We start from the raw sequence: 22,266 nt of genomic DNA on the forward strand, positions 1-22,266 counted from the left end.
AAGTAAGAGTCATTGCACAGGTGACATTTCGTGCTATTGTGCTGACTTGAATTTATAGGAAATTTCATATATTATGGTCGATGCTGCTTCGCCCCCGTCATCCGGGAAACCAAACGGGTGAAACTATCGTATCGCTGTAAGGTCAAACAAATTTGTCAGTTTCCTAAAATTCAGCTTAAACACAAGCCAGTAAGAGGCAAGACCCGTGAACGGGTTTCATTTATTTGAAAGATAAAATCCAAGGAGTACGTTCCTTGGGAACCATCGACGTTTCAATCCCGTGAACGGGTTTCATTTATTTGAAAGTCGGGGTGCATTTCTGATTCTCTCTTGTAGGCGATGTTTCAATCCCGTGAACGGGTTTCATTCTAGCATTACAGATCCTTATTTGTTGCCATCGCGGTTCCTCGAAGACTTTAGTAATTGTCTTGCGTACCAAATCAGCGGTCTTGCTTGCTCCCTTACAAAGGGTATGGTTTATTTAGATGAAAACTGCTGTCAATTGTAGCTTATTTGTTACCGCGATCGCTCACGCTTGGTCAAACAGTATTTGGAAATATAAAAGCTTTTGATAGAAGATTTAAGAGTTTGACGACATCAGGCTAATAAAAAACGCACACCAGGAGATAGTAGCGTACTACATTTCGCTATCTCAAGTAGTCAATGACGAAATACTTTAGATTCAATCTGGCAAATCTGGTTTATTTGGATGGTCGTTGCCAATACAAGTTCTTTTTTACTCCTTTTTAACTGTTTCCAAAGTGCTTTTATTTGCTGATAGACTTTTTCAGAAGAAATGTCAAACTACTTCTGACAGGTTTTTTAATCTGACTATTTAAGTCTTTAGATACAATCGGAACCCAATTTTCTTAAATATATTTAAAGCCTACAACTAAAATAGTCTTTTGAAAATTATCATATACCCATCATCAATCTTGGTTGATAGGATTCTATAAATGAATTGTTAGCCTAATTTTTATGAGACTGTTCAAGCCAAAAAATCACTTAATTTTAGTTGTTGATGACTTCTATGACAATTTACAACTTATTGCAACGCACTTAGAGCAAGTTGGTTACAAAGTTACCCTAGCCTCTAACGGACTCGAAGCTTTAAAGCTTCTTCAAGTAGTAAAGCCCGATTTAATTCTGTTGGACTTGATGATGCCACAGATGAATGGCTTGGAAGTATGCTCTAAAGTCAAAACCGCTCCAGATTTAGCTGAGATTCCAATTATTTTTCTCACCGCTAGTAATGAGCAAGAGCATCTAGTACAAGCCTTTGAAAAAGGAGCGGTTGATTACATCACTAAACCGTTTGAAGGTCTAGAACTTCTTGCCCGTGTACGGACACATATAGAGTTGAAATCTGCGCGAGAGGAATTGAAAAAATTACTGCACCAGCAAAAGGAATTGATTCAAGAGTTAGAAAGATTAGCTCACACCGATTCGTTGACTGGAGTGTGGAACCGTCGTTATTTATTCACTTTAGTAGAGCAAGAATTCAACCGCTCTCGTCGCTATCATCATCCTTTTACTGTCATAATGATAGATATTGACTATTTCAAGAAAATTAACGATACATATGGTCACATGATTGGAGATGAAGTGCTTATCGTCATGGCACAAACTGTTTTGAATTGTCTGCGAAGTGTAGATTTTTTTGGCAGAATAGGTGGTGAAGAATTTATGGTACTTCTGCCAGAAACAGATAGTGATGCAGCAGTTCTGGTGGCTGAGCGTATACGAGAGAACGTTGAAACGACGGGTATTTTGACGCAAGAACAACAGATATTCATAACAGTGAGTATTGGAGTGGCTACACACAAATTAGAGGATGAAACCGTTAATGTTATTATCCAACGCGCTGATAAGGCACTTTATCAAGCTAAAAACTTTGGGCGTAACCAGGTGGTTGCAGATACTTAAAATTTAGTGAAATAAGTAGCAATCAAAGCGATCGCTCTTGTGAGTTGATTAATGTTGTTACCTTTATTGGGTGCGGGTGGAACTGGGTGGACATGGATTTTTCGTAGATGCTGAATTAGACGCTATCTTACCGATATTGGGAATAGCCGTTTTTGTAGAGCTACCACCGTTATTCATATAACCTACATCTAAAGCAGCTAAATTAGTAATTTCTTGTGGAATTTCAAAGGTGGATGTGACTTTTGTGGGGATATTAACAGCTAAGTTGATATTAAAATACTCCGTACCTTTAGACCCCCCAGTAAGACCTGAGCCAGATTGTATTGTTTGGGCGGTGTACACAGTACCAGAAGTATCGATAGCATTTGTTCTAATTGGGTCATAATTAGGGCTAACAGCAAATCTCAGAGTTTGACGTTCCTTACCTATATTGGTAATTAAAACATCACAACTCACTTGTGTGGGTTTTGTCCTTTGACAACCGCGTGATTCAAACTTCAAATCGTTTTCTTCATTAACTACTGATTGAGCTACTAATGTTTCTCTTGATGTTCTTTGTGCGACAGCTTGTGGTAGAGAAACGGATATGATACTTGTTGCTACGACACCACAACAAAAAGCAATTCCCGCTATCAAATGTTCACGGACAGATGACTTTTGCATTTCCTATATTGTTAATTTATTAAGTCATTAAATTCTTCTCAAGTTAAAATTTTACATCAAAAAATATTTTTTTATTTTTTCAAGTCTAAAAAAAATATTAAAATTCAAACACCAGTGCGTAGTAGAGTCATACCAGCTTAACTCCTGAAAGTTGAATGAATTTAATATGATGTTTAGAGTATGTTGTTAGATAGTCAATAATTTGAATAGAGACTAAAAAGCCATGTAACAACCAATTACAGGGCTTTTTATCGAATACAATCGAATTATAACTATTACAAACCTAGAATAATGTTAACTTCAAACAACCAAAAGTACCAAAAGATTAATATTTTTCTGAATCGTAAGAACGTACAGGATTTGATTAAGTCTGTAACGGGTCTTGCTACTCTTAAAATAGTAATTTCTAAGTTTATCAATTGCGAGGAAACCAACGAATCTTATACCTTTACTTTGAAAAGATAGGACAATTTATTTACTCGACACGACAGGTTATGTTTCAATCCCGCAAGCGTGTTTCATTGATTTGAAAGTCATCCATTACTTGGATGCTTCCAAATTTGAGCTGTTAATTGCACGCTTATTTGTTACCATGGTCATGACTTAAACAGTATTTGGACATAGAAAAGCTTTTATTTAATATTTAAAGAATTTAGAAAATTTTCTATTTCTGGAGAATTGACATTCCCATCTTTTGCGATCGCGAATGCTTGATACAAGGTCGGTCCTTTAGGATCTATAAACAATCTAGCTTTACCAGTAATACTACCTTTAAAATGTATGGTAACTTCTCTGCCAGGATAACTTTTATAGGTAATTTTATTTTCACTCGTAATAGTAGAATTACTAATTTTTGTTGCTGCTTCGAGACCATTTTTTAAGCCTTGTTCCACATCAAAATGATTTGGATTAACAGGAAATTTCATATTGAAGGTACTATAAATTCGATGGTTAATGTTATCCTGATAAGAAACCATTACATAATTGATTTTACCTAATTGCGTTTGAGTAGAGCGAGGATGTTCTGTGGGTTTAGCAGGAAATTCAGCAGTATAACTTTTATCTGTAGCAACGTATTTATACTGGTGATTGCTTGCTGATTTTGATGAAGAACTATTACAGCTTACAAGAAAGGTAGCTAAAGCAAAAGGAATTAATAAAGTACATTTCATCAGATTTAAACCAGGGAAGCAATATTAGTATTTTTTGCTACCTCTCCAGAGTCAGCAATACTATTTTATTTTTCTAAATAAAAAATGTCACTAATGTTTACAAAACGACATCATGCGAGGCGATCGCTTATAACTTGAAATCGAAAATTACTCTACTTCCTCCATATATTTTTGCCAAATACTGTCTATTTCATATCGATCGGGCTTTGGTAACAGCATTTTTCTTTCCATGACTTTGTTCTCATCAAAACCCTTAGTAAGCTGATGACCTAATAAAAATATTTTTTACATTAAAAACCAAGTATTAGTAGTATTACCCCGTGCATAGTCATGTATTTTTGATGACACATAAGAAAGTTACTCGAAACCATGAGTACGCCTAATTCTTTTCATTGCCATTTCTAAACTTAATTTCATTCTTATAAAAGCTTTAACAAGATTCCCAATTTCATCATAGGAAACTTGCTCGAAGTCAACTTCCAAATGTCCCGTACTCACTTCTTCAGCAATACGAGTTATACGCTTCAGAGGAAGAATAACTTGTTGGTTCAAAAAGATATTCACCAAAAAGATAACGACTAGAAAAACAGCACAGACAAATCCTACTATTAATAAAGAAGATTGATGAGCTTTTTCAATGACCTTACTGGCTGGTAGAGATACAAATTGAGCCGCTACAATTTCATTTAAGTGCCAACCAAATCCATTAGCTTCTCCAAAACGGTCAATCATAGTTTTCGGAGCAGCCTCAGGAGTACTGTGACACTGAAGACAAGCTTGTTGGCTAATTGATAGCGGACGGGAAATGTAAAATATATCGCCACCAGGAAGTGAGCGAAATCCACTTACTTGTTTTAAATCTTTTTCTTTTCTAAAACGTTCTAAAATATTGGCTTCAAAACTATCAGCTTTATCCCGGAGATTTGTAGGATTTGTTGCTGCTTCTTTATAAAAGAAGTCCAAATACTCTGGTTTTTTGCGGAGAATTTCAAAAACTTCTCGTGCTGAGTATGCCGATACCACTTGGGGCAGAAACTTTTCTTCCAGTTTCAAAGAGAGTTCTGGATAGATTTGGGTCAGTGTGTACTCACGTATAGAAGTCATTGTATCAATGAGTGTTAAAGCTCTTGAGGCTATTTCATTTGTTGCATTTTGCCTCAGTAATGTAGAAAGAGCCAGCCCACTTACACTCAAACCTACTACAAGAATTAAGAGTAGCAAAACTGTAAATTTTTGTCTTAATTTTAAGTATTTTAACATATTTTTGAGCTAAGTGGAAATAACGGTACAAATTTAGTCTTATCTATAAGGCAGAATTGCTATAGAAAAAATTAAATATTTCAATTTATGAATACTTCACTCAGCCATCCATTGACAAACCAATTTACCGTTCTCCATTTTCCATAGCGCGATTAAGAGACTTTTAGACCAATGATTAGACGGCTTGAGTCTTTCAATATAATATTTAAATTGATAGTTTTTTCGATTGGTTTTATCTTCATCGGTATAATTATTTGCTATTTATAGTATGTTGGATGCTTGAAGAAAATAGTTGAGTTAAATTCAGGACATTGAGAATTCAGGTAAATTCAGGTAAATTCAGGTGGGAGCATCCCAAGTTGGAAAAAATACCTTTGCGATGTTCGTAATCGCGTCTATACAAACAAAGCCCACGTAGGTTGGGTTGAGGAACGAAACCCAACATTTACAGGTATTTGTTGGGTTTGTCCAACGTACAAAAATTCGAGAGCCCTTGCAGATGTATCTGTCGGAGTTTCAATCCCGCAAGCGGGTTTCATTTGTTTGAAAGTCGATAAAGTGATTGAAAAATAAATACGCTTGGTGTTTCAATCCCGCAAGCGGGTTTCATGTATTTGAAAGTTTGACCGTGGTTGGTTTGCGATTAATGATGACTAGTTTCAATCCCGCAAGCGGGTTTCATTGATTTGAAAGTTGTGACCAATGGTCTAAAATCAGCATACACTGATTTTGGACTAATGAAAGCCGTTGCCTTTATACTAACGATGAGCGAAAGTAAAATACCAGAAATCCTGGAAATCTTCGAGGCAGACCTGCTGTCGGAGTGGACTCAGGAGTTAGCTACTGTCAACATTCGCAAAGGCTTGATTAAAGAAGCTGAGCTAAAGGAGGAGTGCCGAGAATTCCTGAGCTTGTTTCGGATTGCCGTTCAGCAGGGAAAGTTGACTAATATTCAAGCAGAGGAATGGCAGGATGTGCGGGAGATACTGACCAGCATTTCTCGATCGCGATCGCAAAAAGGCTTTACACCGTCGGAAACAGCTACATTCGTCTTTTCGTTCAAGCAACCCCTCTTCAACCGAATGCGTCAGCAATTGAAAGACCCTCTTGAGTTGGGTGAAGAGATTTGGCTAGCCACAAGCTTACTGGATCAACTGGGATTGCTGACAATGGAAGTGTATCAAAAGACGCGGGAAGAGGTGATTTTGCGGCAGCAGGAAGAGTTGATGGAGTTGTCTACTCCAGTGGTTAAACTCTGGGAGGGAATTTTGGCATTACCCATTATCGGTGTCCTGGATAGTGCCCGCACTCAAATGATGATGGAATCTCTATTGCAGAAGATTGTCGAAACTGGGTCAGAAGTTGCGATTATTGACATTACCGGGGTTCCCACCGTCGATACCCTCACCGCTCAACATCTGCTTAAGACCGTTACTGCCGCACGGCTCATGGGAGCTGATTGTATGATCAGTGGTATTCGTCCTCAAATTGCTCAAACAATTGTTTATCTCGGCATTGATTTGACTGATGTCATTACGAAAGCAACCCTAGCCGATGCCTTTCTCACGGCGCTAAAACGTTTGGGAGTGACCATCACCCGCTCTCAACCCAAATAGGTGGACAGGAGAAACTCATGGAACGCATTCCCATACTCAAAATGGGCAATTTCCTGCTTGTGACGATCCAAGTGGATATGCACGATCGCTTGGCGATGACCCTACAGGATGACTTGACCAACCTTATTGCTCAAACTCGCGCTCGCGGTGTCTTGATCGATATTTCGGCATTAGAGATTGTTGATTCCTTCATTGGGAAAATTTTAGGTACTATTGCTAGAATGTCACAAGTGCTGGATGCTCAAACAGTGGTTGTTGGGATGCAGCCTGCTGTGGCAATTACCCTGGTGGAATTGGGGCTATCGCTGACTGGCATTCGGACTGCCCTCAACGTAGAAAAGGGAATGGCAATGTTGCGATCGTCAGTCAATGAAACCACAAATCAGTTCACTGCCACCAAATGCAGTGCAGATGACGATGGAGAAGACTGAAACGATCGAAATTCAATCTTCTACAGATATAGTCTTAGTTCGGCAAGCCGTGCGCCAAATGAGCGTGGAAATTGGCTTTAGCTTAGTAGACCAAACTAAATTTGTGACTGCCGCAAGTGAGTTAGCCCGCAATACCCTAGAATATGGGGGAGGTGGCACAGTAAAGTTAGAAACGCTTCAGGAAGGAAGACGACGAGGACTGAGGCTGACCTTTGAAGATCGGGGACCGGGAATTGCCGATATCGATCTGGCGCTGAAGGATGGGTTCACCACGGGCAGCGGGTTAGGTATGGGACTCGGCGGTGCCAAACGACTTGCCAGCGAGTTTGAGATTCAGTCTGTGGTGGGAGAAGGAACGCGCGTAACAATTGTACGATGGAAATAAAATGCAAGAATCTGTCGCTATTTCGATTACTGAATCTAGCCAGATCGGCGAAGCCCGGCGGGTAGCGATCGCTTTAGCAACTCGGCTCGGCTTTCAGGAAACAGAAAAGGGCAGAGTAGGCATTGTGGTGACAGAAATTGCAAGGAATCTGATCCAGCACGGTCAGGGTGGGATATTGCTGCTAAAATCAATCGAACACAATTCAGCCATCGGTATTGAAGTCTTGTCGCTAGATAAAGGACGGGGAATGGTAGATATAGATGAGTGTTTGCAAGATGGCTTTTCCACAGCCGGAACTTTGGGCAATGGACTGGGCGCAATTCGTCGCCTCTCGGGTTTATTTGAAATTTACTCGATTCCCAACGAAGGGACGGTGCTCCTCGCCCACCTCTGGTCAGATTCGACACCCCATCCGCCTGAAAAGACCCTAGAAATTGGGGTTATCTGTTTGCCCAAAAGAGGAGAGGACGTTTCTGGGGATGCCTGGGCGTATCAAGTGGATGGTTGCCGCAGCCTGTTGCTAGTAGCCGATGGCTTAGGGCATGGCCCTGCGGCTGCCACTGCGGCTGCAAAAGCTGTAAGAATTTTTCAAGAACAGTATCGCTCTCCTGGCGAGATCGTCCAAGCTGCCCACGCCGCCTTGCGAAGTACGCGAGGAGCGGCACTCGCCATTGCCGAAATCGACTTTGAACAACAGTTTGTCCGCTTTGCCGGAATTGGCAACATCGCCGCCAGCATTTTCTCGTTAACTGACCGCTACCATCTGGTGTCTCACAACGGTATAGTAGGACATGAAATCCGCAAGATTCAAGAGTTTAGCTATCCTTGGTCTGCCAACGGGCTTTTAATTATGCATTCTGATGGATTAGATACTAAGTGGCACCTCAATCGCTATCCCGGCTTGAGTCAAAAACATCCCAGCCTGATTGCAGGCGTGCTATATCGAGACTTTAACCGAGAGCGGGACGATGTGACGGTGTTAGTGGCAAAAGGAATGGGCAGATGACAATCGTTTTCACGCTGGAAATCCAATACGAACAGGATGTTGTCCAAGCTCGACAACGAACTCGCGAGATCGCCGAGCAACTGGGTTTTGATACTCAAGATCGAGCACGATTGGCAACGGCAGTTTCAGAAATTGCCCGAAACGCCTTTCAGTATGCTGGGGGTGGAACAGTTGAATTTTCTGTGGCAGGAGAGCCTCAGGCGTTTATAATTCGGATTCAGGATCGAGGTGAGGGCATTGCTCATCTAGCAGATGTTTTGGCAGGACGCTTTACCTCTGTTACAGGATTGGGGTTAGGTATTGCGGGCAGTCGCAAGCTGATGGATTTCTTTGAGATCGAATCGCTGCCGGGAGAGGGAACAACAGTGGTTATGAGTAAAAAGTTGTCGAAGAGCACACCTACTCTCACCGATTCGCAATTGCAGCAGATTCGAGAAACCGTAATTAAGCGATCGCCTCAGAATCCCTATGAAGAAATCCAGCGCCAAAACCAGGAATTACTGCGGGCAATGGCAGAGCTACGCAAGCGCGAAGAAGAACTAACCCAACTCAACCGGGAACTGGAAGATACCAATCGCGGTGTGGTTGCTCTCTACGCAGAACTGGATGAGAAGGCAGACTCTTTGCAAAAGGCAAACGATCTAAAAACCCGCTTTCTCTCGAACATGAGCCATGAGTTTCGCACACCGCTCAACTCTATTGTGTCCCTATCTCGGATGCTGCTGGTACGGATGGATGGCGATTTGACCGCCGAGCAAGAAAAGCAGGTGATATTCATCCAAAAGGCGGCGAACGGATTATCAGAACTGGTCAACGACTTGCTGGATTTAGCAAAGGTGGAAGCTGGAAAAATTGAAGTGCGTCCCAGTCGTTTTGAAGTCAGCGACTTGTTTGCCACGCTGCGAGGAATGCTGCGTCCATTATTAATTCAAGGCTCCTCTGTGGCGCTGATTATCGAGGAACCTGAGGGCATTGGGCAGATATACAGTGATGAGGGCAAAGTCGCGCAAATTCTGAGAAACTTTGTCTCGAATGCGCTTAAATTTACCGAGAAGGGAGAAGTGCGTGTAAGCGCTATGCAAAGGGATCGTACCGTAACCTTCTCCGTGTCCGATACAGGCATCGGCATTGCGCCCGCCGATCGAGAGCGCATTTTTGAAGATTTTGTCCAAATTGAGTCTTCTCTGCAAAAGCAGGTGAAGGGAACCGGGTTAGGATTGCCGTTATCGCGCAAGCTAACGGAGCTACTCGGCGGCAGTATTTCAGTTGAAAGTAAGCTGGGCGAAGGTTCCACATTTACAGCATCGATTCCGATGGTCTACCCACATGCAACTGAATTTCCCACCCTACTGCAACCGATCGCATCACTTGAGCTAAATCGCCTGCCCATTCTGGCGGTAGAAGATCATCCAGAAACGCTATTTATTTATGAAAAGCACCTTCAGGAGTCAATCTATCAATTAATTGCCACCCGCACTTTAGCTCAAGCCAGGCTTGCCTTACAACAAGTTCGACCGGCGGCAATTATGCTAGATATTATGCTCGAAAGGCAAAATGGCTGGACGTTCTTAGGAGAACTTAAAGGAGATGAAACAACTCGCAGCATTCCTATAATCGTCATCACCATCATTGATAATGAAAAGCAAGCACTGGCTCTAGGAGCCGACGGTTTTCTAATTAAGCCAGTAGACAGATTGCCTCTATTAAAAAAACTTAATAGGCTAATTAATCAGAACAAGCCTCAAAAACTCTTGTTAATTGATGATGACCCCGCCTACCGGTACTTAGTAAAACAGTTGTTGGTAAATACACAGTTAAGTATTTTAGAAGCCATGAACGGACGGGAAGGATTAAATTTGGCACAACGCGAGCAACCAAGCGCGATCGTACTTGACTTGGAGATGCCAGAGTTAAGGGGGTTTGATGTCCTCAAGCAGCTTAAAAGTAATTCCGTCACTCAGTCGATTCCTGTAATTATCCACTCATCTGCACAACTCGATACAGAAGTGCAGAGTCAATTAGCAAAACAAAGCATCGCCATTCTTTCCAAAGAAACAGGTTCTCAAACAGCAGCGATTGCCCAACTTCAAGATACGCTGCTTAAAGCCGGATTTGTTTTAGATGCTTGCGAGCAAAATTATGTCTGAGCCACGGATTCTCATCCTCCATGTTGACGATAACGAAGCCAATCGTTATGTTGTGAACCGGATTTTGCAAAATGCGGGCTTTACCGTTGTGGAAGCAGCAACTGGAGCAGCAGGATTAAAGGCAGTTGTTGAACATCAACCTGCTCTAGTAATTTTGGATGTCAAATTACCGGATTTAGGAGGCTTTGAAGTCTGTCGCCAAATAAAGGCAAATAGTGAAACGGCTTTTATTCCCGTGCTCCACCTTTCTGCAACTTTTGTCCAAAGCCAGGATAAAGCAGAAGGCCTAGACAGTGGTGCCGATGCTTATCTGGTGCAACCCGTTGAACCCATTGAACTGCTGGCTACGGTGCGCTCGCTGCTGCGAATTCGCCGAGCGGAGGAAGCGGCTTTGTCTTCAGCGAGAGAGTGGCAAATCACCTTTGACTCGATCGAGGACGGCGTATGTCTGGTAGACACAGAAGGTATAATTCGCCGCTGCAACCGAGCGATGATGGAGCTTTTTGGCAAGCTCTCCCACGAAATCGTAGGTTGTGTTCACCATGAGTTAATGAGTACACAATTAGGAATTGATGATGGCATTTGCTTTCGCCGTGCTAAAGAAACTCGCCAACGGCAAGTTCTAGAATTTCAATCCACAAGTCGGTGGTTTTCCAAAACCATCGACCTGGTATTTGACGATCGGGGGACTCTCACAGGTGCCGTTGTCATCCTATCAGATATCACCAAGCGCAAACAAGTAGAAGTCTTGCTGCAAGAGCAGAACGATCGCCTCAATCGGCTAATGGTCTCTTTGCAGCAACAAACTGAACAAGCACAACAAGCCAACCGAATCAAAGATGAGTTTCTGGCAGTGCTGTCTCATGAATTGCGATCGCCTCTGAATCCTATTTTGGGATGGGCAAAAATTTTGCAAACGAGCCAACAGGACGTAGCCAAAACTCAGTATGCACTCGCAACTATCGAGCGCAACGCTAAATTACAAGCGCAACTCATCGAAGATCTGCTTGATGTGTCGCGCATTCTCCAAGGCAAGTTAAGTCTGAATAAAGTTCCAGTCGGTCTCACTTTTATCATCAAAGCTGCCCTAGAAACCGTGCGGCTCGCGGCTGAAGCTAAATCCATTCAGATTAAAACAATATTTGAACCGAATGTTGGGCAAGTGTTGGGTGATTCTAGTCGCCTGCAACAAATTATTTGGAACCTGCTTTCTAACGCGATTAAATTTACCCCCCAGGGTGGTCAAGTAGAGGTACGGTTGGTAAGGATAAAAAATGAAGATGAGCAGATGAGTGAAGTAGCTACTCATGCTACAGAATATACTCAAATCACTGTCAGCGACACTGGTATGGGTATCTCTAGTGACTTTCTTCCATATGTCTTTGACTACTTCCGCCAAGCTGATGGGACAACGACACGAAGATTTGGAGGATTGGGGTTAGGGTTAGCGATCGTGCGTCATTTGGTTGAACTGCATGGAGGAACCATTCAGGCAGCAAGCCCAGGAGTTGGGCAAGGAGCAACGTTTACAGTCAAGTTTCCCATGATAGTTGCGGCAAAACTGAATCAAGATGAGACTGCGTTTCACAATCGCTCAGACTTCAATCTGAATGGATTGCAAGTGCTGCTTGTCGATGATGATAGAGATTCGCGGGAGTTCATTGCCTTTCTGCTAGAACAGTACCGGGCGCAAGTGACTCAAGCCCAATCGGCACATGATGCTCTGAGCAGTTTGGGGCAAGCAAAATTTGATTTGTTAATCAGTGATATTGGTATGCCCGATATGGATGGCTATACACTAGTTCGTCAGATTAGAAAGCAGTCGCCCGAGCAGAGTGGAGAAATTCCGGCGATCGCCCTCACTGCTTATGCAGGAGAAATCGATCGACAGCTTGCACTAGCAGCCGGATTTCAACAGCATATTTCCAAACCAATTGAGCTAGAGGTACTAATACAGACTATTTTAACTTTAGTAAGGGTATAGCAGTAACAACACGCGACTCAATTAGATAATAACCCAAGCTGTTAGTTATGCGATAGCTTCGCTACTGCCTTCGTCAGATCGCGTAAGCGCTGCTAGATGTGTGAGTTCAAACACACTATATATTTAAGTGATAAGCTTGGGTTTTTGGGTTTGGAGTGCGATGGTGCGGTTCCCCATCTCAAAGGAGCGAGTCTGTGCGCGATATCGCTGTCCCCGTCGATCCAGATGTTCCGCGTCCCCACCGTGCTGATATAAGCGGTGAGGTGAAGGAATTTTACTGAGAGCTATTATCCAGTTGAAGATTGCGGGAATTTTTGAGAAGAAATATATCGTTTTCTTTGATTAAATCGCCCGTACAAAGGACTGGTAACCGCTCTTGATATGCCTTGATAGCTATTATATAATCGCGGTCAGCTAATTCTGTTTTGATTGGACGCAGTCTATCGACAACCACGCCAAATAATGTAATTTCTCCAATCATTTTGTCAGCAAATGGTGTTTCAATGTGCGTGACCAATCCTTGAATGGTGATGTTGGGTGCATTGGTAATGAGTGAGCTAAAAATCTCAATTTGAGAGCGATTTTCTGCTAATGCAAGGGTTTCTAAGACTTCCGCCATCCGTCTCTTAAAGTCAACAATTTCTGGTTTGAGGGGAAGTAGAATTTCAAAATCGTTTAGAGTCCAAAGGTCGGCTTTATCACCCCTAGGTTGCTGTTGATACCAACCATGCGATCGCAGATAAATCTCCACTTGTTGGGGGTCGATATATTTGAATTTTTCAACATCCGAGTTGATAGCTATCATAGTTTCTCTCCATCGGCAATGCGTTTCATTATCATACGAAGTGCATTCGTGCTAAATATATTTTGACGCTTAATATCAACGGTGGTGGTTGAGAGGTTATCAACTGGTGGTTGTCCGCGCAGCGATAGCCAGTAACCGCACCGTTTCAAGCATAGGGATTCTTCCGACTGAGATAGCCAGTCGTTAACATCGTCTGGAATAAGAACCAGGATTAAGAGTTGCGGTACGAAGGGGTCAACTTCGCGGAGTTCATCGTAGTTTTTGATGCTGAGTGGGTATTTGATAGATGTTTCCTTAGCCACATCAAGGGATGTGGATTTAATTTGTATGTCAAACCTCGGCAGTCGTTTGGAGTTGAGTTTTCCCGGTACGGTAATCGTGGCATCAATGCCGCTCAAATCCAATCTACGTGTGGCTGCTTGTAGGGAATAGCCAGCAGATGCTGTAACGGCATATACATAAGCATAACTGAAATCTTCTTTTTGAGTGTTGAGGCTCATTATCTGTGCTCGGGGGAATATTAAAGACAATATTCCAAAGTATAATTTGACATTAACAACCACTAAGTTAAGCAGATATTGATGTCTGTAGAAGAAAAATAATTGCAAAATTGTCAGTAGCTCACGGCGGGACTGTACCAAAAGACAATTTTTGTATGTTAAGGAAAAACTTGAAATCTTGAAACTTTTTTTATTGACTCTTCGAGAGTGCCCGCACGTGCAGATCTCGTGCGAAGTGTACGCAAAAATGCTATGCCGCATCCACTTTGAGGGGAAACCGCATCATTCCGTGATGCTATTGAAAGTAAATACTAATTATTCGCATCAAAATCGCATTGCTCTACGGCATTTTAGGGCTTGACCGCCAATGCGGCATAAGCTGATAGTTGACTGCTGAGAGCTTACAAAGACTCAAATCTTTAAACCGCCTTGGCTGTTGCCTATAATCGATAGAAAAATTAACTAATTATGCTATTTTTAATACATTATAAGTTAAACCTACGTATTAAACGCTCGTGAATAATCCACAACAACCGCGAGAATACGATGCTGTGTTTGGTGGTAATAGTTCATTACCTGAGAATGCAGCCGTGTTAGGTGGTATTGAAGGGATAAAATTGCAGCTAAGCAATTCAGATGCCAAGGTGCAAATTGCTGCACTTGAGCAAGCTACGAACTATGGAGAGCCTGGTTTAGATTTAGTTATTGCAGCTTTAAAAGATAAATCCTGGGCTGTACAAAATGCCGCTTATTTCATATTAAATTCTAGAACAGAACCTAGAATTAAGCAAGTATTACAAGAGCCTCATAGATTGGGGTTTAAACTAGAACCTATTGAAATAGTTACCCTCAACGAATTTGGGGAAAATATACAGCGTCAGCAACGCACAGCCAGATATTTTCTAGAAGATTTAGGCAATGGTGTGACTTTAGAAATGGCTGCAATTCCTGGAGGAAGTTTTCTGATGGGGTCCCCGGAGCAGGAAGTGCTGTATTTGAATGAAAGTCCCCCGCATCAAGTTTCTGTGACTAGTTTCTGTATGGGAAAATATCAATTGACACAGGCACAATATCAAGCGGTTATGGAAAGTAATCCTTCTAATTTTAAAGGCGATAATCGCCCCGTTGAAAATGTCAGTTGGGATAATGCTGTAACTTTCTGTCAAAAATTAAGTCAAAGAACAGGAAAAAACTATAGATTGCCAACAGAAGCTGAATGGGAGTATGCTTGTCGAGCGGGGACAAATACACCTTTTTATTTTGGTGAAACTATTACTCCAGATTTAGTCAATTACCACAGTGGTTATCCCTACAGTGCTGCACCGAAGGGAAAATTTCGAGCCCAAACCACAGATGTAGGTTCTTTTCCCCCTAACGCTTTTGGTTTGTACGATATGCACGGGAATGTGTGGGAATGGTGTGAAGATGACTGGCATGAGAATTATACAGACGCACCAATAAATGGTAGTGCTTGGTTCAGTCAAAGCGGTAATCATACTAAAATAATTCGTGGCGGTTGCTGGTGCAGCTTTGCTTTAAACTGTCGGTCTGCGGATCGGGGTGCGTGTCAGCGCGGTTGCCCTAGCCTCTACTACGGTTTTCGGGTCGTTCTTCCTTTATAAATTTGTAGGGGGATCTGTCTGACTGTATTGGATCGGCGTAAGCGTATCGATATGAATCAAACTCCCATACACCTGAACTTCATCCCGCCAACCAATAAACATAACTAGATAATGCCCGTTCGAGCGCTTGGTAATGAACTCAATTTCCGTACCTTCACCCATCGTAATAGTTGCATATTGTTTAAGTCTTTTTTCAACTAAGTCGCAATAATTTAGTTTCTCCATAAAATAATCTCCTTAGTACTAGGGTGAAAAACAATCAGTTTCAAATCGTACTCCTCAACCATTTCCCGAATAAAGTCAAATCTCAAGAAAAAGCTGTTGTAAATATCGACTGGAATTACTACATAAACTGTCCACTCAAGTAGCTGCTTTTTCAAAGCTTTCACTTGAGTTTATGGGATATTGGAGACTTGGCTTAGTCTTCAAGAATCCCACACTTTCTAGGTGTGGGAGTGTCAATTTAAACAACAGCCACCTCTGGAACTGCTCCTTGCATTTTATTCAAAGCATCTATCAACATTTGCAATTGTTGATCTGCTTTAACAACTGCCAATCCGCGCACTGTGACTTTTCCAGGAGAAAATACAAACCTTGTCCTCAAGTGTTCCGGCAAATTCTCAGCTAATAAATTCCAACCCGGTTCTTCCATTTGTGTTTCTAAAACAATATGCTGTTTGTTCTCCGGTTTAATGCGGCTAAACCCTAAATTTTTGGCCAACTGTTTCAATTCGACTACTCGCAATAGCTGAGTTGCTGGAGAGGGAACTGCCCCAAATCGATCGCTCCATTCAGCAGCAATTTGCATCAACTCTTCTTTATTTTTTGCCGATGCAACAGCGCGGTAGGCGCTCATCTTTTGGTCTAAATCTGTTATGTAATCCGCAGGGATAAACGCAGTGAGATTAAGGTCAATTTGGGTATCGTCAACTTTAGGAATTTCTTGACCTCTAATTTCACGGATTGCTTCTTCTAGCATTTCCATATACAAATCAAAACCAATTGCTTCCATTTGTCCCGATTGTTCTGCACCTAGCAAGTTACCTACACCGCGAATTTCCATATCGCGCATTGCTAGTTGATAACCAGAACCCAATTGAGCAAATTCCTGTATAGCCCGCAATCTCTGGCGGGCTGCATCCGATAACGTCCTCTGTCTTGGATAAAACAACCATGCATGAGCTTGAATACCCGCACGACCAACACGACCCCGTAATTGGTAAAGCTGTGATAAGCCAAAGCGATGAGCATCTTCAATCAAGATAGTATTCACTCGCGGGATATCCAAACCCGATTCAATAATGGTCGTACAAACCAGAATATCCGCTTCAGCATTGCTAAAAGAAAGCATGGTTGATTCCAACTCACTTTCGTCCATTTGACCGTGGGCAATGGCAATTCTAGCGCCCGGTATCATCTCGCGCAAACTTCCTGCTGTTTCCTCAATTCCCTCAACTCGTGGAACCACATAAAACACCTGTCCGCCTCTATCGAGTTCTTGGCGAATTGCACTGCGAACACTTTCTGGGTTCATGGGAGAAAGGTGAGTTTTAATCGGTCGCCGGGATGGAGGAGGCGTTGTAATCAAGCTCATTTCCCGAATTCCCGATAGGGACATATACAGCGTGCGGGGAATGGGTGTTGCAGAGAGGGTTAACACGTCAACCTGTGTTTTGAGTGATTTGATTTTCTCCTTTTGGTTCACCCCAAAGCGCTGTTCTTCATCTACTACTAACAGTCCCAAATCGCGGAAAGCAACCCCTTTTCCTAAAAGTTGGTGCGTTCCAACAACCACGTCTAATTCACCTGTTGACAATCGTTTCAAAATATCGCGACGTTCTTCAGCCGTGCGGAAACGGTTCAGTAAACCCACGTTAATAGGATAAGGTGCAAAGCGTTCTTTTAAGGTATGGTAGTGCTGTTGAGTGAGGATGGTAGTGGGTGCAAGCAGTGCCACTTGTTTTCCTGCAGCGGTCACGGCTTTAAAAATTGCCCGAATTGCCACTTCTGTTTTTCCAAAACCAACATCCCCACAGACCAATCGATCCATTGGTCGTTCGCTTTCCATATCCCGTTTGACATCTTGTGTCGCTTTAAGCTGGTCGGTAGTGGGTTGGTAGGGAAAAGAGTCTTCCATTTCCTCCTGCCAAGGTGTATCTAAGGGATAGGCATATCCTGTCTGCTGCGATCGCGCTGCATACAATTTCAGCAAGTCCACTGCCAATTTTTTGATAGCTTTGCGGACTTTGTTCTTCGTATTTTCCCAAGCCTTACCAGTCATTTTATTCAGTTCTGGTGGCTTATCGTTTGTTGTACGCAACCGTGATAAAACACCCACTTGGTCGGCTGCGACTCTTAATAAACCGTCAGCATACTGCACTACCAAATACTCGCGTGTTTCCTCATTCAGTGTCAGACTCTCTAATTTGAGGAATTTACCAACACCGTGGTTTTTATGAACAACAAAATCTCCCGGACGCAGTTTGTTGGGATCGACTTGTTTTGAAGCAGCTTTTCGCCGCTTGCGAACATAACTGGGAGTCGCTAGAGTGTGTTGACCGTAAAATTCGCGGTCGGTAATAACAACTATGCGAAAAGTCGGAAGAATAAAACCTTCTAGTTCAGCCAATCCTGAATACTTAAGCGCCACTGGTGTGTGATTGATCTGCAACTTTTCAATGGCTTGGTAGTCGCGGGGATTGGGAATAAACTGTGCGGGACAGTCATGTTCTTGTAATAGGGAGACCGAACGCGACGGCTGGGCGGAAAGCAGCCAAATGGAGAACTTGCGTTCGCGTTCTTGTCGCAGTGTCTCCGCAATTTTGGCAAATTGGTGTGGCGTCACTGGTACTCTGCGACTGGCAAGATTGATAATTCCAGACCCTTCTTCTACCAATTCCGATAAGGATAATTTATGAAATCTTGCTAGGTCAGCCAGACATTCATCAAACCAACGATGGATTTTGGGTATGGGGGGACTCGAGGCTGAGGATTGCTCGTGACCTTCCCATTGTTCTTCAGCATTTTCTACCCAGCGATCGCTATGAGCGTGACACTGTTCTGGTTCATCAATAGTGATTAAAGTATTTGCAGGCAAATAATCGAGTAGGGAAGCGGGTTTGTCAAAAGCTAAGCCCAAAAAACGACGGCTACCTTCCAAAATTTCTGAATCCTGAGTGGTAAATTCTGAATTCTCTTCTAACTGAGCACTCAGCCTTTGAAATTCAGTACTATCTTTGAGTGCTTCCATCACAATTGGAGCAAAGCTTGTGGGGGTAAGCACGATCTGGTCTATTTTGTCAAGAGTTGTTGAGCGTTGAGTGGCTGGGTCAAATTCTCGGAGTTGCTCAATTTCATCCCCGAACCATTCGAGTCGTACTGGTAATTCAGAAGATACGGGAAAAACGTCAACAATATCCCCCCGTCGGCTCCACTGACCCTCTGTTTCCACCATTGGTACTCGTTCATACCCCAGCTTGGTAATTTCTTCACTGAAATCATCCAAGTCAAATTCCATACCCCGCTTGAGAGTGATACAGAAAGGAATAAAAGCTTCTGCTGGTGGCAAATGCGGTTGTAGCGCTGCGACAGTGGCGACAATTGCCATGTTGGGGGTCGGGGATTGGATATTGGATATTGGAGACGAAGAATTCCCGATCCCCGATGGGGAATTGCTACTGACTAAATCCGCCAATACCTGCATCTGTCCCCAAGTCATTTCCGTTTCCGGATCGAAGGGTTCGTATGGGGACGCTTCAGATGTGGGGTAAAAGTGTACTGTTTGCCACCCCATTGCTTCAAGTTGTGTTGTCCAACGTCCGGCTTCCTCCAGAGTCGCACAAACCACGAACAAATTCCGTCCCTCAGTTTGAGCTAATGCCGATGCTACCAAGCCCTTAGGCAAGCGAGGAATGCCACTTAACAACAATTCTTGTTGCCGATTGAGCTTGGATAAAAGTTCAGTGGTGAGCGAAGATCGCCCCAAAGCACGCACAATGGAAGAAAATGCCATAAGTTTAAATATATGATTTTTCAAGGTAGGTTAGTACAATACACCTACCTCCACTATTTTAAAAGTCCCAACAATGGAAGAGATTAATGTAGTACGCCTTGCGACATGACAATTGCGATCGCAATCTTGCTTATATTTATGTAGAAGCAATAAAAAACTAGTACAATAACCACTGACCAATCGCGAATATACGGTTCGGCGTGACTTATTTTAACTGACTTATGACTTACCTATAGTTCTCAATGAATTGCTTTTTCTGGATTTAGAGTATTTCATGATATCTCCTTGGATACTAGATACTAAGAGGTTAAGGTTAAGCAGAGGTAGCCGATGGTATCGGCATTATTCAAATGTCTCCAACAATCGAAATTCTATTAATTCTTCTTCTAATTCTCGCCAATGGTTTGTTTGTCATGTCTGAACTGGCGATCGTCTCGTCTCGAAAAGCACGCTTGCAACAACTGGCTAACCAAGGTGATGCTAAAGCGCGGATTGCTTTAGAACTGGCGTCTTCTCCCAATCAATTCCTGGGAACAGTTCAGATTGGAATTACACTCCTCACGATTCTGTCTGGTGCTTTTGGCGAAGAAACCATCGCTAAAAGACTTTTGCCTATTTTAAGTCTTATACCTTTTCCAGACAATTACAAGGGACAGCTAGCTCAAGGCATAGCCATTCTAATTATTACCTATTTAACACTGATTCTTGGAGAACTAGTCCCAAAACGGCTAGCTTTAAACAATCCGGAATCCATAGCCTCGGCTGTATCTATCCCCATGCGGATGTTAGCTACATCTGGCGCACCCATTGTCTCTTTACTCAGTCTTTCTACTGAAACAGTACTGCGAATCTTGGGTATTAGACCATCCACAGAACCGCAAGTGACAGAAGAAGAAATTAGAGTTCTCATCGAGCAAGGAACCGAGGAAGGAACCTTTGAGGAAGCAGAGCAAGATATGGTCGAACGGGTATTTCGTTTGGGCGATCGCCCTGCGAGTTCCTTCATGACCCCCCGTCCGGACATTATTTGGTTGGACTTGGAAGATACCGCCCAAGAAAACCGTAAAAAAATTATTGACAGTGGTTATTCGCGGTATCCAGTTTGTCAGGGAGGGCTTGACAATGTACTGGGTATTATACGAGTCACTGACTTGTTAGCCCGGAGTTTTTGCGGCGAACAGTTAGATTTAACAGTAGGTTTGCTACAGCCAACGTATGTGCCAGAAAGCACTCGCGGTTTAAAAGTTTTGGAATTATTCAAGCAAACAGTGACTCACATGGCACTTGTAGTTGATGAATATGGTGTAATTCAAGGACTTGTAACTCTTAACGACGTTATGATAGAAATTGTTGGCGATGTTCCTTCCATTGACGATCAAGAAGACCCGCAAATTGTACGAAGAGAGGATGGCTCTTGGCTGTTGGATGGGATGTTATCGGTAGAAGAATTTTTCGATCTTTTTGAAATCGAGCATTTACCCCCTGAAGATCGGGGTAGTTATCAAACCTTAGGCGGTTTTGTGATGTCCCATTTAGGTCGCATTCCCACAGCAGCCGATCATTTTGAATGGCAAGGTATGCGGCTTGAGGTTGTAGACATGGATGGAAATCGCGTTGACAAGGTGCTAGTAATGCCACCAGTAGATGAATCAAATGAGGAGAATAATAACAGGACTAACTAGTAGTCTGTCCCATTAATTTTGCTAGGTAAAACGCTTTTTCCTCTCTCGTTCCGGTGGTTCTACCACAGAATGTAGTCGGCGAGGCTCCGCCTCGCATTCGGGAGGCGGAGCCTCCGGTAAGGCATTCCCAGGCGAAGCCACCGGATCGAGGTGAGAGCCGATCAAAATTAATGGGACAGACTACTAGTTTCCAGTCGCTATTTTCAACCCAGACACTAATTCACAAAAACCTTCACCCTCAGTAGCAGAGGTTATGTAAGTGGGTTGATGCTTGAGTTCATTTGTATACTCAAGCACATTTGCCACACCGACAGAGATAGGAAAATAACGCTCGTCAAATAAACTTTCATCGTTCGGGCTGTCACCAACGGTAACAACTTGTTCCGGGCTGTACTTGGGAAAGTACTCTCGCAGTACTTTTAACAATCCGGGTGCTTTATCTTGCTGCTTTGGCTTGATATGGCACTGCACGTTGCTGTAGGTAAATCCCCAACCCATCCCCTGGCAAAGTTGGCTTAAAGTTTGCAGTTCATTTGTACTTAAGCCTTTGACATCAAAAGTCCAGTCAGTTATCCGAAAGCGATTATCCGTAGATTCTTTTAGGAGGGGGAGTTGAGTTTTTAACTGCCCAAAAGCATCAGCCAGTTGTTGACGGTGGGTGATGAGGTCGTCTGTGGGTACTAAAGCCAACGGTCGATCGCTCCCGTTTGGGTAAAACAAACCACCATTTTCTGCGATCGCACCAACAATTGGCAAGTAGTAAGCCAATCCACTCACCCAGCCCGCACTTCTGCCAGTAACAATAACAACTTGAATGCCCGCAACTGCTAAATCCTGCAACCCTTGCAACAAAGCACTGGTAAATTTTCCTCCCTTTGTTAGGGTACCATCCATATCAGTAGCCACCAGGCGAATGTTGGTAAAAGCTTTATTGGATAAAGCATCGGTTAGGGGGAGGAGTCTTGGCATATGCGGTAGAAAAAAAGCTACAAAAAACATTAACAACACCGCAATTTAGGATAGACGATTTGGGCATCCTATGCATAAGGAATCTA

At 42.9% G+C, this 22,266-nt stretch carries 19 protein-coding genes; 9 read left to right on the forward strand and 10 right to left on the reverse strand.

Going from position 1 to position 22,266, the window contains the following annotated elements:
- Positions 1-660: 660 nt before the first annotated feature.
- On the reverse strand, positions 661-798 hold the full coding sequence (locus AB0756_RS40025; RefSeq protein WP_456320638.1) for a DUF7219 family protein: 138 nt from the start codon (positions 796-798) through the stop codon (positions 661-663).
- Between the two features lie 180 nt (positions 799-978).
- Here AB0756_RS40025 and AB0756_RS15285 point away from each other — a divergent pair, with 180 nt between their 5' ends.
- Positions 979-1,926, forward strand: coding sequence for a diguanylate cyclase (locus tag AB0756_RS15285; protein ID WP_038080838.1), 948 nt, complete (start codon positions 979-981; stop codon positions 1,924-1,926).
- A gap of 63 nt (positions 1,927-1,989) precedes the next feature.
- Here the strand turns inward: AB0756_RS15285 and AB0756_RS15290 are convergent, their stop codons facing one another.
- The 3 genes from AB0756_RS15290 to AB0756_RS15300 all read right to left on the reverse strand — a co-directional run bounded on the left by AB0756_RS15290 (position 1,990) and on the right by AB0756_RS15300 (position 5,021).
- Entirely contained in the window at positions 1,990-2,589 is a 600-nt protein-coding gene (locus AB0756_RS15290; RefSeq protein WP_050046188.1) for a hypothetical protein, read from the reverse strand.
- A gap of 632 nt (positions 2,590-3,221) precedes the next feature.
- Positions 3,222-3,761 carry a hypothetical protein gene (locus tag AB0756_RS15295; RefSeq protein ID WP_038080839.1) on the reverse strand — a complete coding sequence of 180 codons (540 nt, stop codon included), beginning with the start codon at positions 3,759-3,761 and terminating at the stop codon, positions 3,222-3,224.
- A 357-nt stretch (positions 3,762-4,118) separates the two neighbouring features.
- The gene (locus AB0756_RS15300) at positions 4,119-5,021 is read right to left on the reverse strand and encodes a Tll0287-like domain-containing protein (RefSeq protein ID WP_038080841.1); all 903 of its coding nucleotides are present in this window, start codon (positions 5,019-5,021) and stop codon (positions 4,119-4,121) included.
- A gap of 695 nt (positions 5,022-5,716) precedes the next feature.
- Here AB0756_RS15300 and AB0756_RS15305 point away from each other — a divergent pair.
- Genes AB0756_RS15305 through AB0756_RS15330 form a run of 6 tightly spaced genes read left to right on the forward strand, consistent with a single transcriptional unit; the run spans position 5,717 to position 12,590 of the window.
- Positions 5,717-6,637 carry an STAS domain-containing protein gene (locus AB0756_RS15305; protein WP_408035299.1) on the forward strand — a complete coding sequence of 307 codons (921 nt, stop codon included), beginning with the start codon at positions 5,717-5,719 and terminating at the stop codon, positions 6,635-6,637.
- Positions 6,638-6,654: 17 nt separating this feature from the next.
- Positions 6,655-7,068: an STAS domain-containing protein gene (locus tag AB0756_RS15310; RefSeq protein ID WP_038080843.1), complete on the forward strand. Its 414-nt coding sequence runs from the start codon at positions 6,655-6,657 to the stop codon at positions 7,066-7,068.
- Positions 7,055-7,453 (forward strand): anti-sigma regulatory factor, encoded by a 399-nt coding sequence (locus AB0756_RS15315; RefSeq protein ID WP_038080845.1) that lies wholly within the window; start codon positions 7,055-7,057, stop codon positions 7,451-7,453. Before AB0756_RS15310 ends, AB0756_RS15315 begins: the two co-directional genes overlap by 14 nt.
- Before the next feature lies 1 nt (position 7,454).
- On the forward strand, positions 7,455-8,459 hold the full coding sequence (locus tag AB0756_RS15320) for an ATP-binding SpoIIE family protein phosphatase (protein ID WP_038080846.1): 1,005 nt from the start codon (positions 7,455-7,457) through the stop codon (positions 8,457-8,459).
- Positions 8,456-10,606, forward strand: a complete 2,151-nt coding sequence (locus tag AB0756_RS15325; protein WP_038080847.1) for an ATP-binding protein — start codon at positions 8,456-8,458, stop codon at positions 10,604-10,606. Before AB0756_RS15320 ends, AB0756_RS15325 begins: the two co-directional genes overlap by 4 nt.
- Positions 10,599-12,590 carry a hybrid sensor histidine kinase/response regulator gene (locus AB0756_RS15330; RefSeq protein ID WP_038080848.1) on the forward strand — a complete coding sequence of 664 codons (1,992 nt, stop codon included), beginning with the start codon at positions 10,599-10,601 and terminating at the stop codon, positions 12,588-12,590. The genes AB0756_RS15325 and AB0756_RS15330 overlap by 8 nt, the downstream gene beginning before the upstream one ends.
- A gap of 274 nt (positions 12,591-12,864) precedes the next feature.
- Here the strand turns inward: AB0756_RS15330 and AB0756_RS15335 are convergent, their stop codons facing one another.
- Both AB0756_RS15335 and AB0756_RS15340 read right to left on the reverse strand, forming a co-directional pair.
- Positions 12,865-13,395, reverse strand: coding sequence for a hypothetical protein (locus AB0756_RS15335; protein ID WP_038080849.1), 531 nt, complete (start codon positions 13,393-13,395; stop codon positions 12,865-12,867).
- On the reverse strand, positions 13,392-13,895 hold the full coding sequence (locus tag AB0756_RS15340) for a DUF4365 domain-containing protein (protein ID WP_038080851.1): 504 nt from the start codon (positions 13,893-13,895) through the stop codon (positions 13,392-13,394). Before AB0756_RS15340 ends, AB0756_RS15335 begins: the two co-directional genes overlap by 4 nt.
- A gap of 515 nt (positions 13,896-14,410) precedes the next feature.
- Between AB0756_RS15340 and AB0756_RS15345 the strand changes: the two genes are divergently transcribed.
- Positions 14,411-15,517, forward strand: a complete 1,107-nt coding sequence (locus AB0756_RS15345; protein WP_038080853.1) for an SUMF1/EgtB/PvdO family nonheme iron enzyme — start codon at positions 14,411-14,413, stop codon at positions 15,515-15,517.
- Here AB0756_RS15345 and AB0756_RS15350 read toward each other — a convergent pair.
- The 3 genes from AB0756_RS15350 to mfd all read right to left on the reverse strand — a co-directional run bounded on the left by AB0756_RS15350 (position 15,512) and on the right by mfd (position 19,529).
- Positions 15,512-15,742 (reverse strand): element excision factor XisI family protein, encoded by a 231-nt coding sequence (locus AB0756_RS15350; RefSeq protein ID WP_082051779.1) that lies wholly within the window; start codon positions 15,740-15,742, stop codon positions 15,512-15,514. The two genes, AB0756_RS15345 and AB0756_RS15350, sit on opposite strands and share 6 nt — an antisense overlap.
- Positions 15,730-15,906, reverse strand: coding sequence for an element excision factor XisH family protein (locus tag AB0756_RS15355; RefSeq protein WP_237266101.1), 177 nt, complete (start codon positions 15,904-15,906; stop codon positions 15,730-15,732). Before AB0756_RS15355 ends, AB0756_RS15350 begins: the two co-directional genes overlap by 13 nt.
- 74 nt (positions 15,907-15,980) lie before the next feature.
- A complete protein-coding gene (gene mfd, locus AB0756_RS15360) occupies positions 15,981-19,529 on the reverse strand; it encodes a transcription-repair coupling factor (RefSeq protein WP_038080856.1) in 3,549 nt (1,182 codons plus the stop codon).
- Positions 19,530-19,879: 350 nt separating this feature from the next.
- Here mfd and AB0756_RS15365 point away from each other — a divergent pair, with 350 nt between their 5' ends.
- Complete coding sequence (locus tag AB0756_RS15365) at positions 19,880-21,211, forward strand: hemolysin family protein (RefSeq protein WP_038080858.1); 1,332 nt, start codon at positions 19,880-19,882, stop codon at positions 21,209-21,211.
- 183 nt (positions 21,212-21,394) lie between these two features.
- Here AB0756_RS15365 and AB0756_RS15370 read toward each other — a convergent pair whose 3' ends face one another.
- Complete coding sequence (locus AB0756_RS15370) at positions 21,395-22,180, reverse strand: HAD family hydrolase (protein WP_038080889.1); 786 nt, start codon at positions 22,178-22,180, stop codon at positions 21,395-21,397.
- Between the last annotated feature and the right edge of the window lie 86 nt (positions 22,181-22,266).

This window comes from Tolypothrix campylonemoides VB511288_2, from assembly GCF_045999855.1.
GTDB classification, from domain to species: domain Bacteria; phylum Cyanobacteriota; class Cyanobacteriia; order Cyanobacteriales; family Nostocaceae; genus Scytonema; species Scytonema bouteillei_A.

What these genes read in the sequence shown, in the direction of transcription:
- AB0756_RS15285 (WP_038080838.1), top strand. Translation starts at nt 979, where the DNA reads ATGAGACTGTTCAAGCCAAAAAATCACTTAATTTTAGTTGTTGATGAC.
- AB0756_RS15290 (WP_050046188.1), bottom strand. Translation starts at nt 2,589, where the DNA reads ATGCAAAAGTCATCTGTCCGTGAACATTTGATAGCGGGAATTGCTTTT.
- AB0756_RS15295 (WP_038080839.1), bottom strand. Translation starts at nt 3,761, where the DNA reads ATGAAATGTACTTTATTAATTCCTTTTGCTTTAGCTACCTTTCTTGTA.
- AB0756_RS15300 (WP_038080841.1), bottom strand. Translation starts at nt 5,021, where the DNA reads ATGTTAAAATACTTAAAATTAAGACAAAAATTTACAGTTTTGCTACTC.
- AB0756_RS15310 (WP_038080843.1), top strand. Translation starts at nt 6,655, where the DNA reads ATGGAACGCATTCCCATACTCAAAATGGGCAATTTCCTGCTTGTGACG.
- AB0756_RS15315 (WP_038080845.1), top strand. Translation starts at nt 7,055, where the DNA reads ATGGAGAAGACTGAAACGATCGAAATTCAATCTTCTACAGATATAGTC.
- AB0756_RS15320 (WP_038080846.1), top strand. Translation starts at nt 7,455, where the DNA reads ATGCAAGAATCTGTCGCTATTTCGATTACTGAATCTAGCCAGATCGGC.
- AB0756_RS15325 (WP_038080847.1), top strand. Translation starts at nt 8,456, where the DNA reads ATGACAATCGTTTTCACGCTGGAAATCCAATACGAACAGGATGTTGTC.
- AB0756_RS15330 (WP_038080848.1), top strand. Translation starts at nt 10,599, where the DNA reads ATGTCTGAGCCACGGATTCTCATCCTCCATGTTGACGATAACGAAGCC.
- AB0756_RS15335 (WP_038080849.1), bottom strand. Translation starts at nt 13,395, where the DNA reads ATGATAGCTATCAACTCGGATGTTGAAAAATTCAAATATATCGACCCC.
- AB0756_RS15340 (WP_038080851.1), bottom strand. Translation starts at nt 13,895, where the DNA reads ATGAGCCTCAACACTCAAAAAGAAGATTTCAGTTATGCTTATGTATAT.
- AB0756_RS15350 (WP_082051779.1), bottom strand. Translation starts at nt 15,742, where the DNA reads ATGGAGAAACTAAATTATTGCGACTTAGTTGAAAAAAGACTTAAACAA.
- mfd (WP_038080856.1), bottom strand. Translation starts at nt 19,529, where the DNA reads ATGGCATTTTCTTCCATTGTGCGTGCTTTGGGGCGATCTTCGCTCACC.
- AB0756_RS15365 (WP_038080858.1), top strand. Translation starts at nt 19,880, where the DNA reads ATGTCTCCAACAATCGAAATTCTATTAATTCTTCTTCTAATTCTCGCC.
- AB0756_RS15370 (WP_038080889.1), bottom strand. Translation starts at nt 22,180, where the DNA reads ATGCCAAGACTCCTCCCCCTAACCGATGCTTTATCCAATAAAGCTTTT.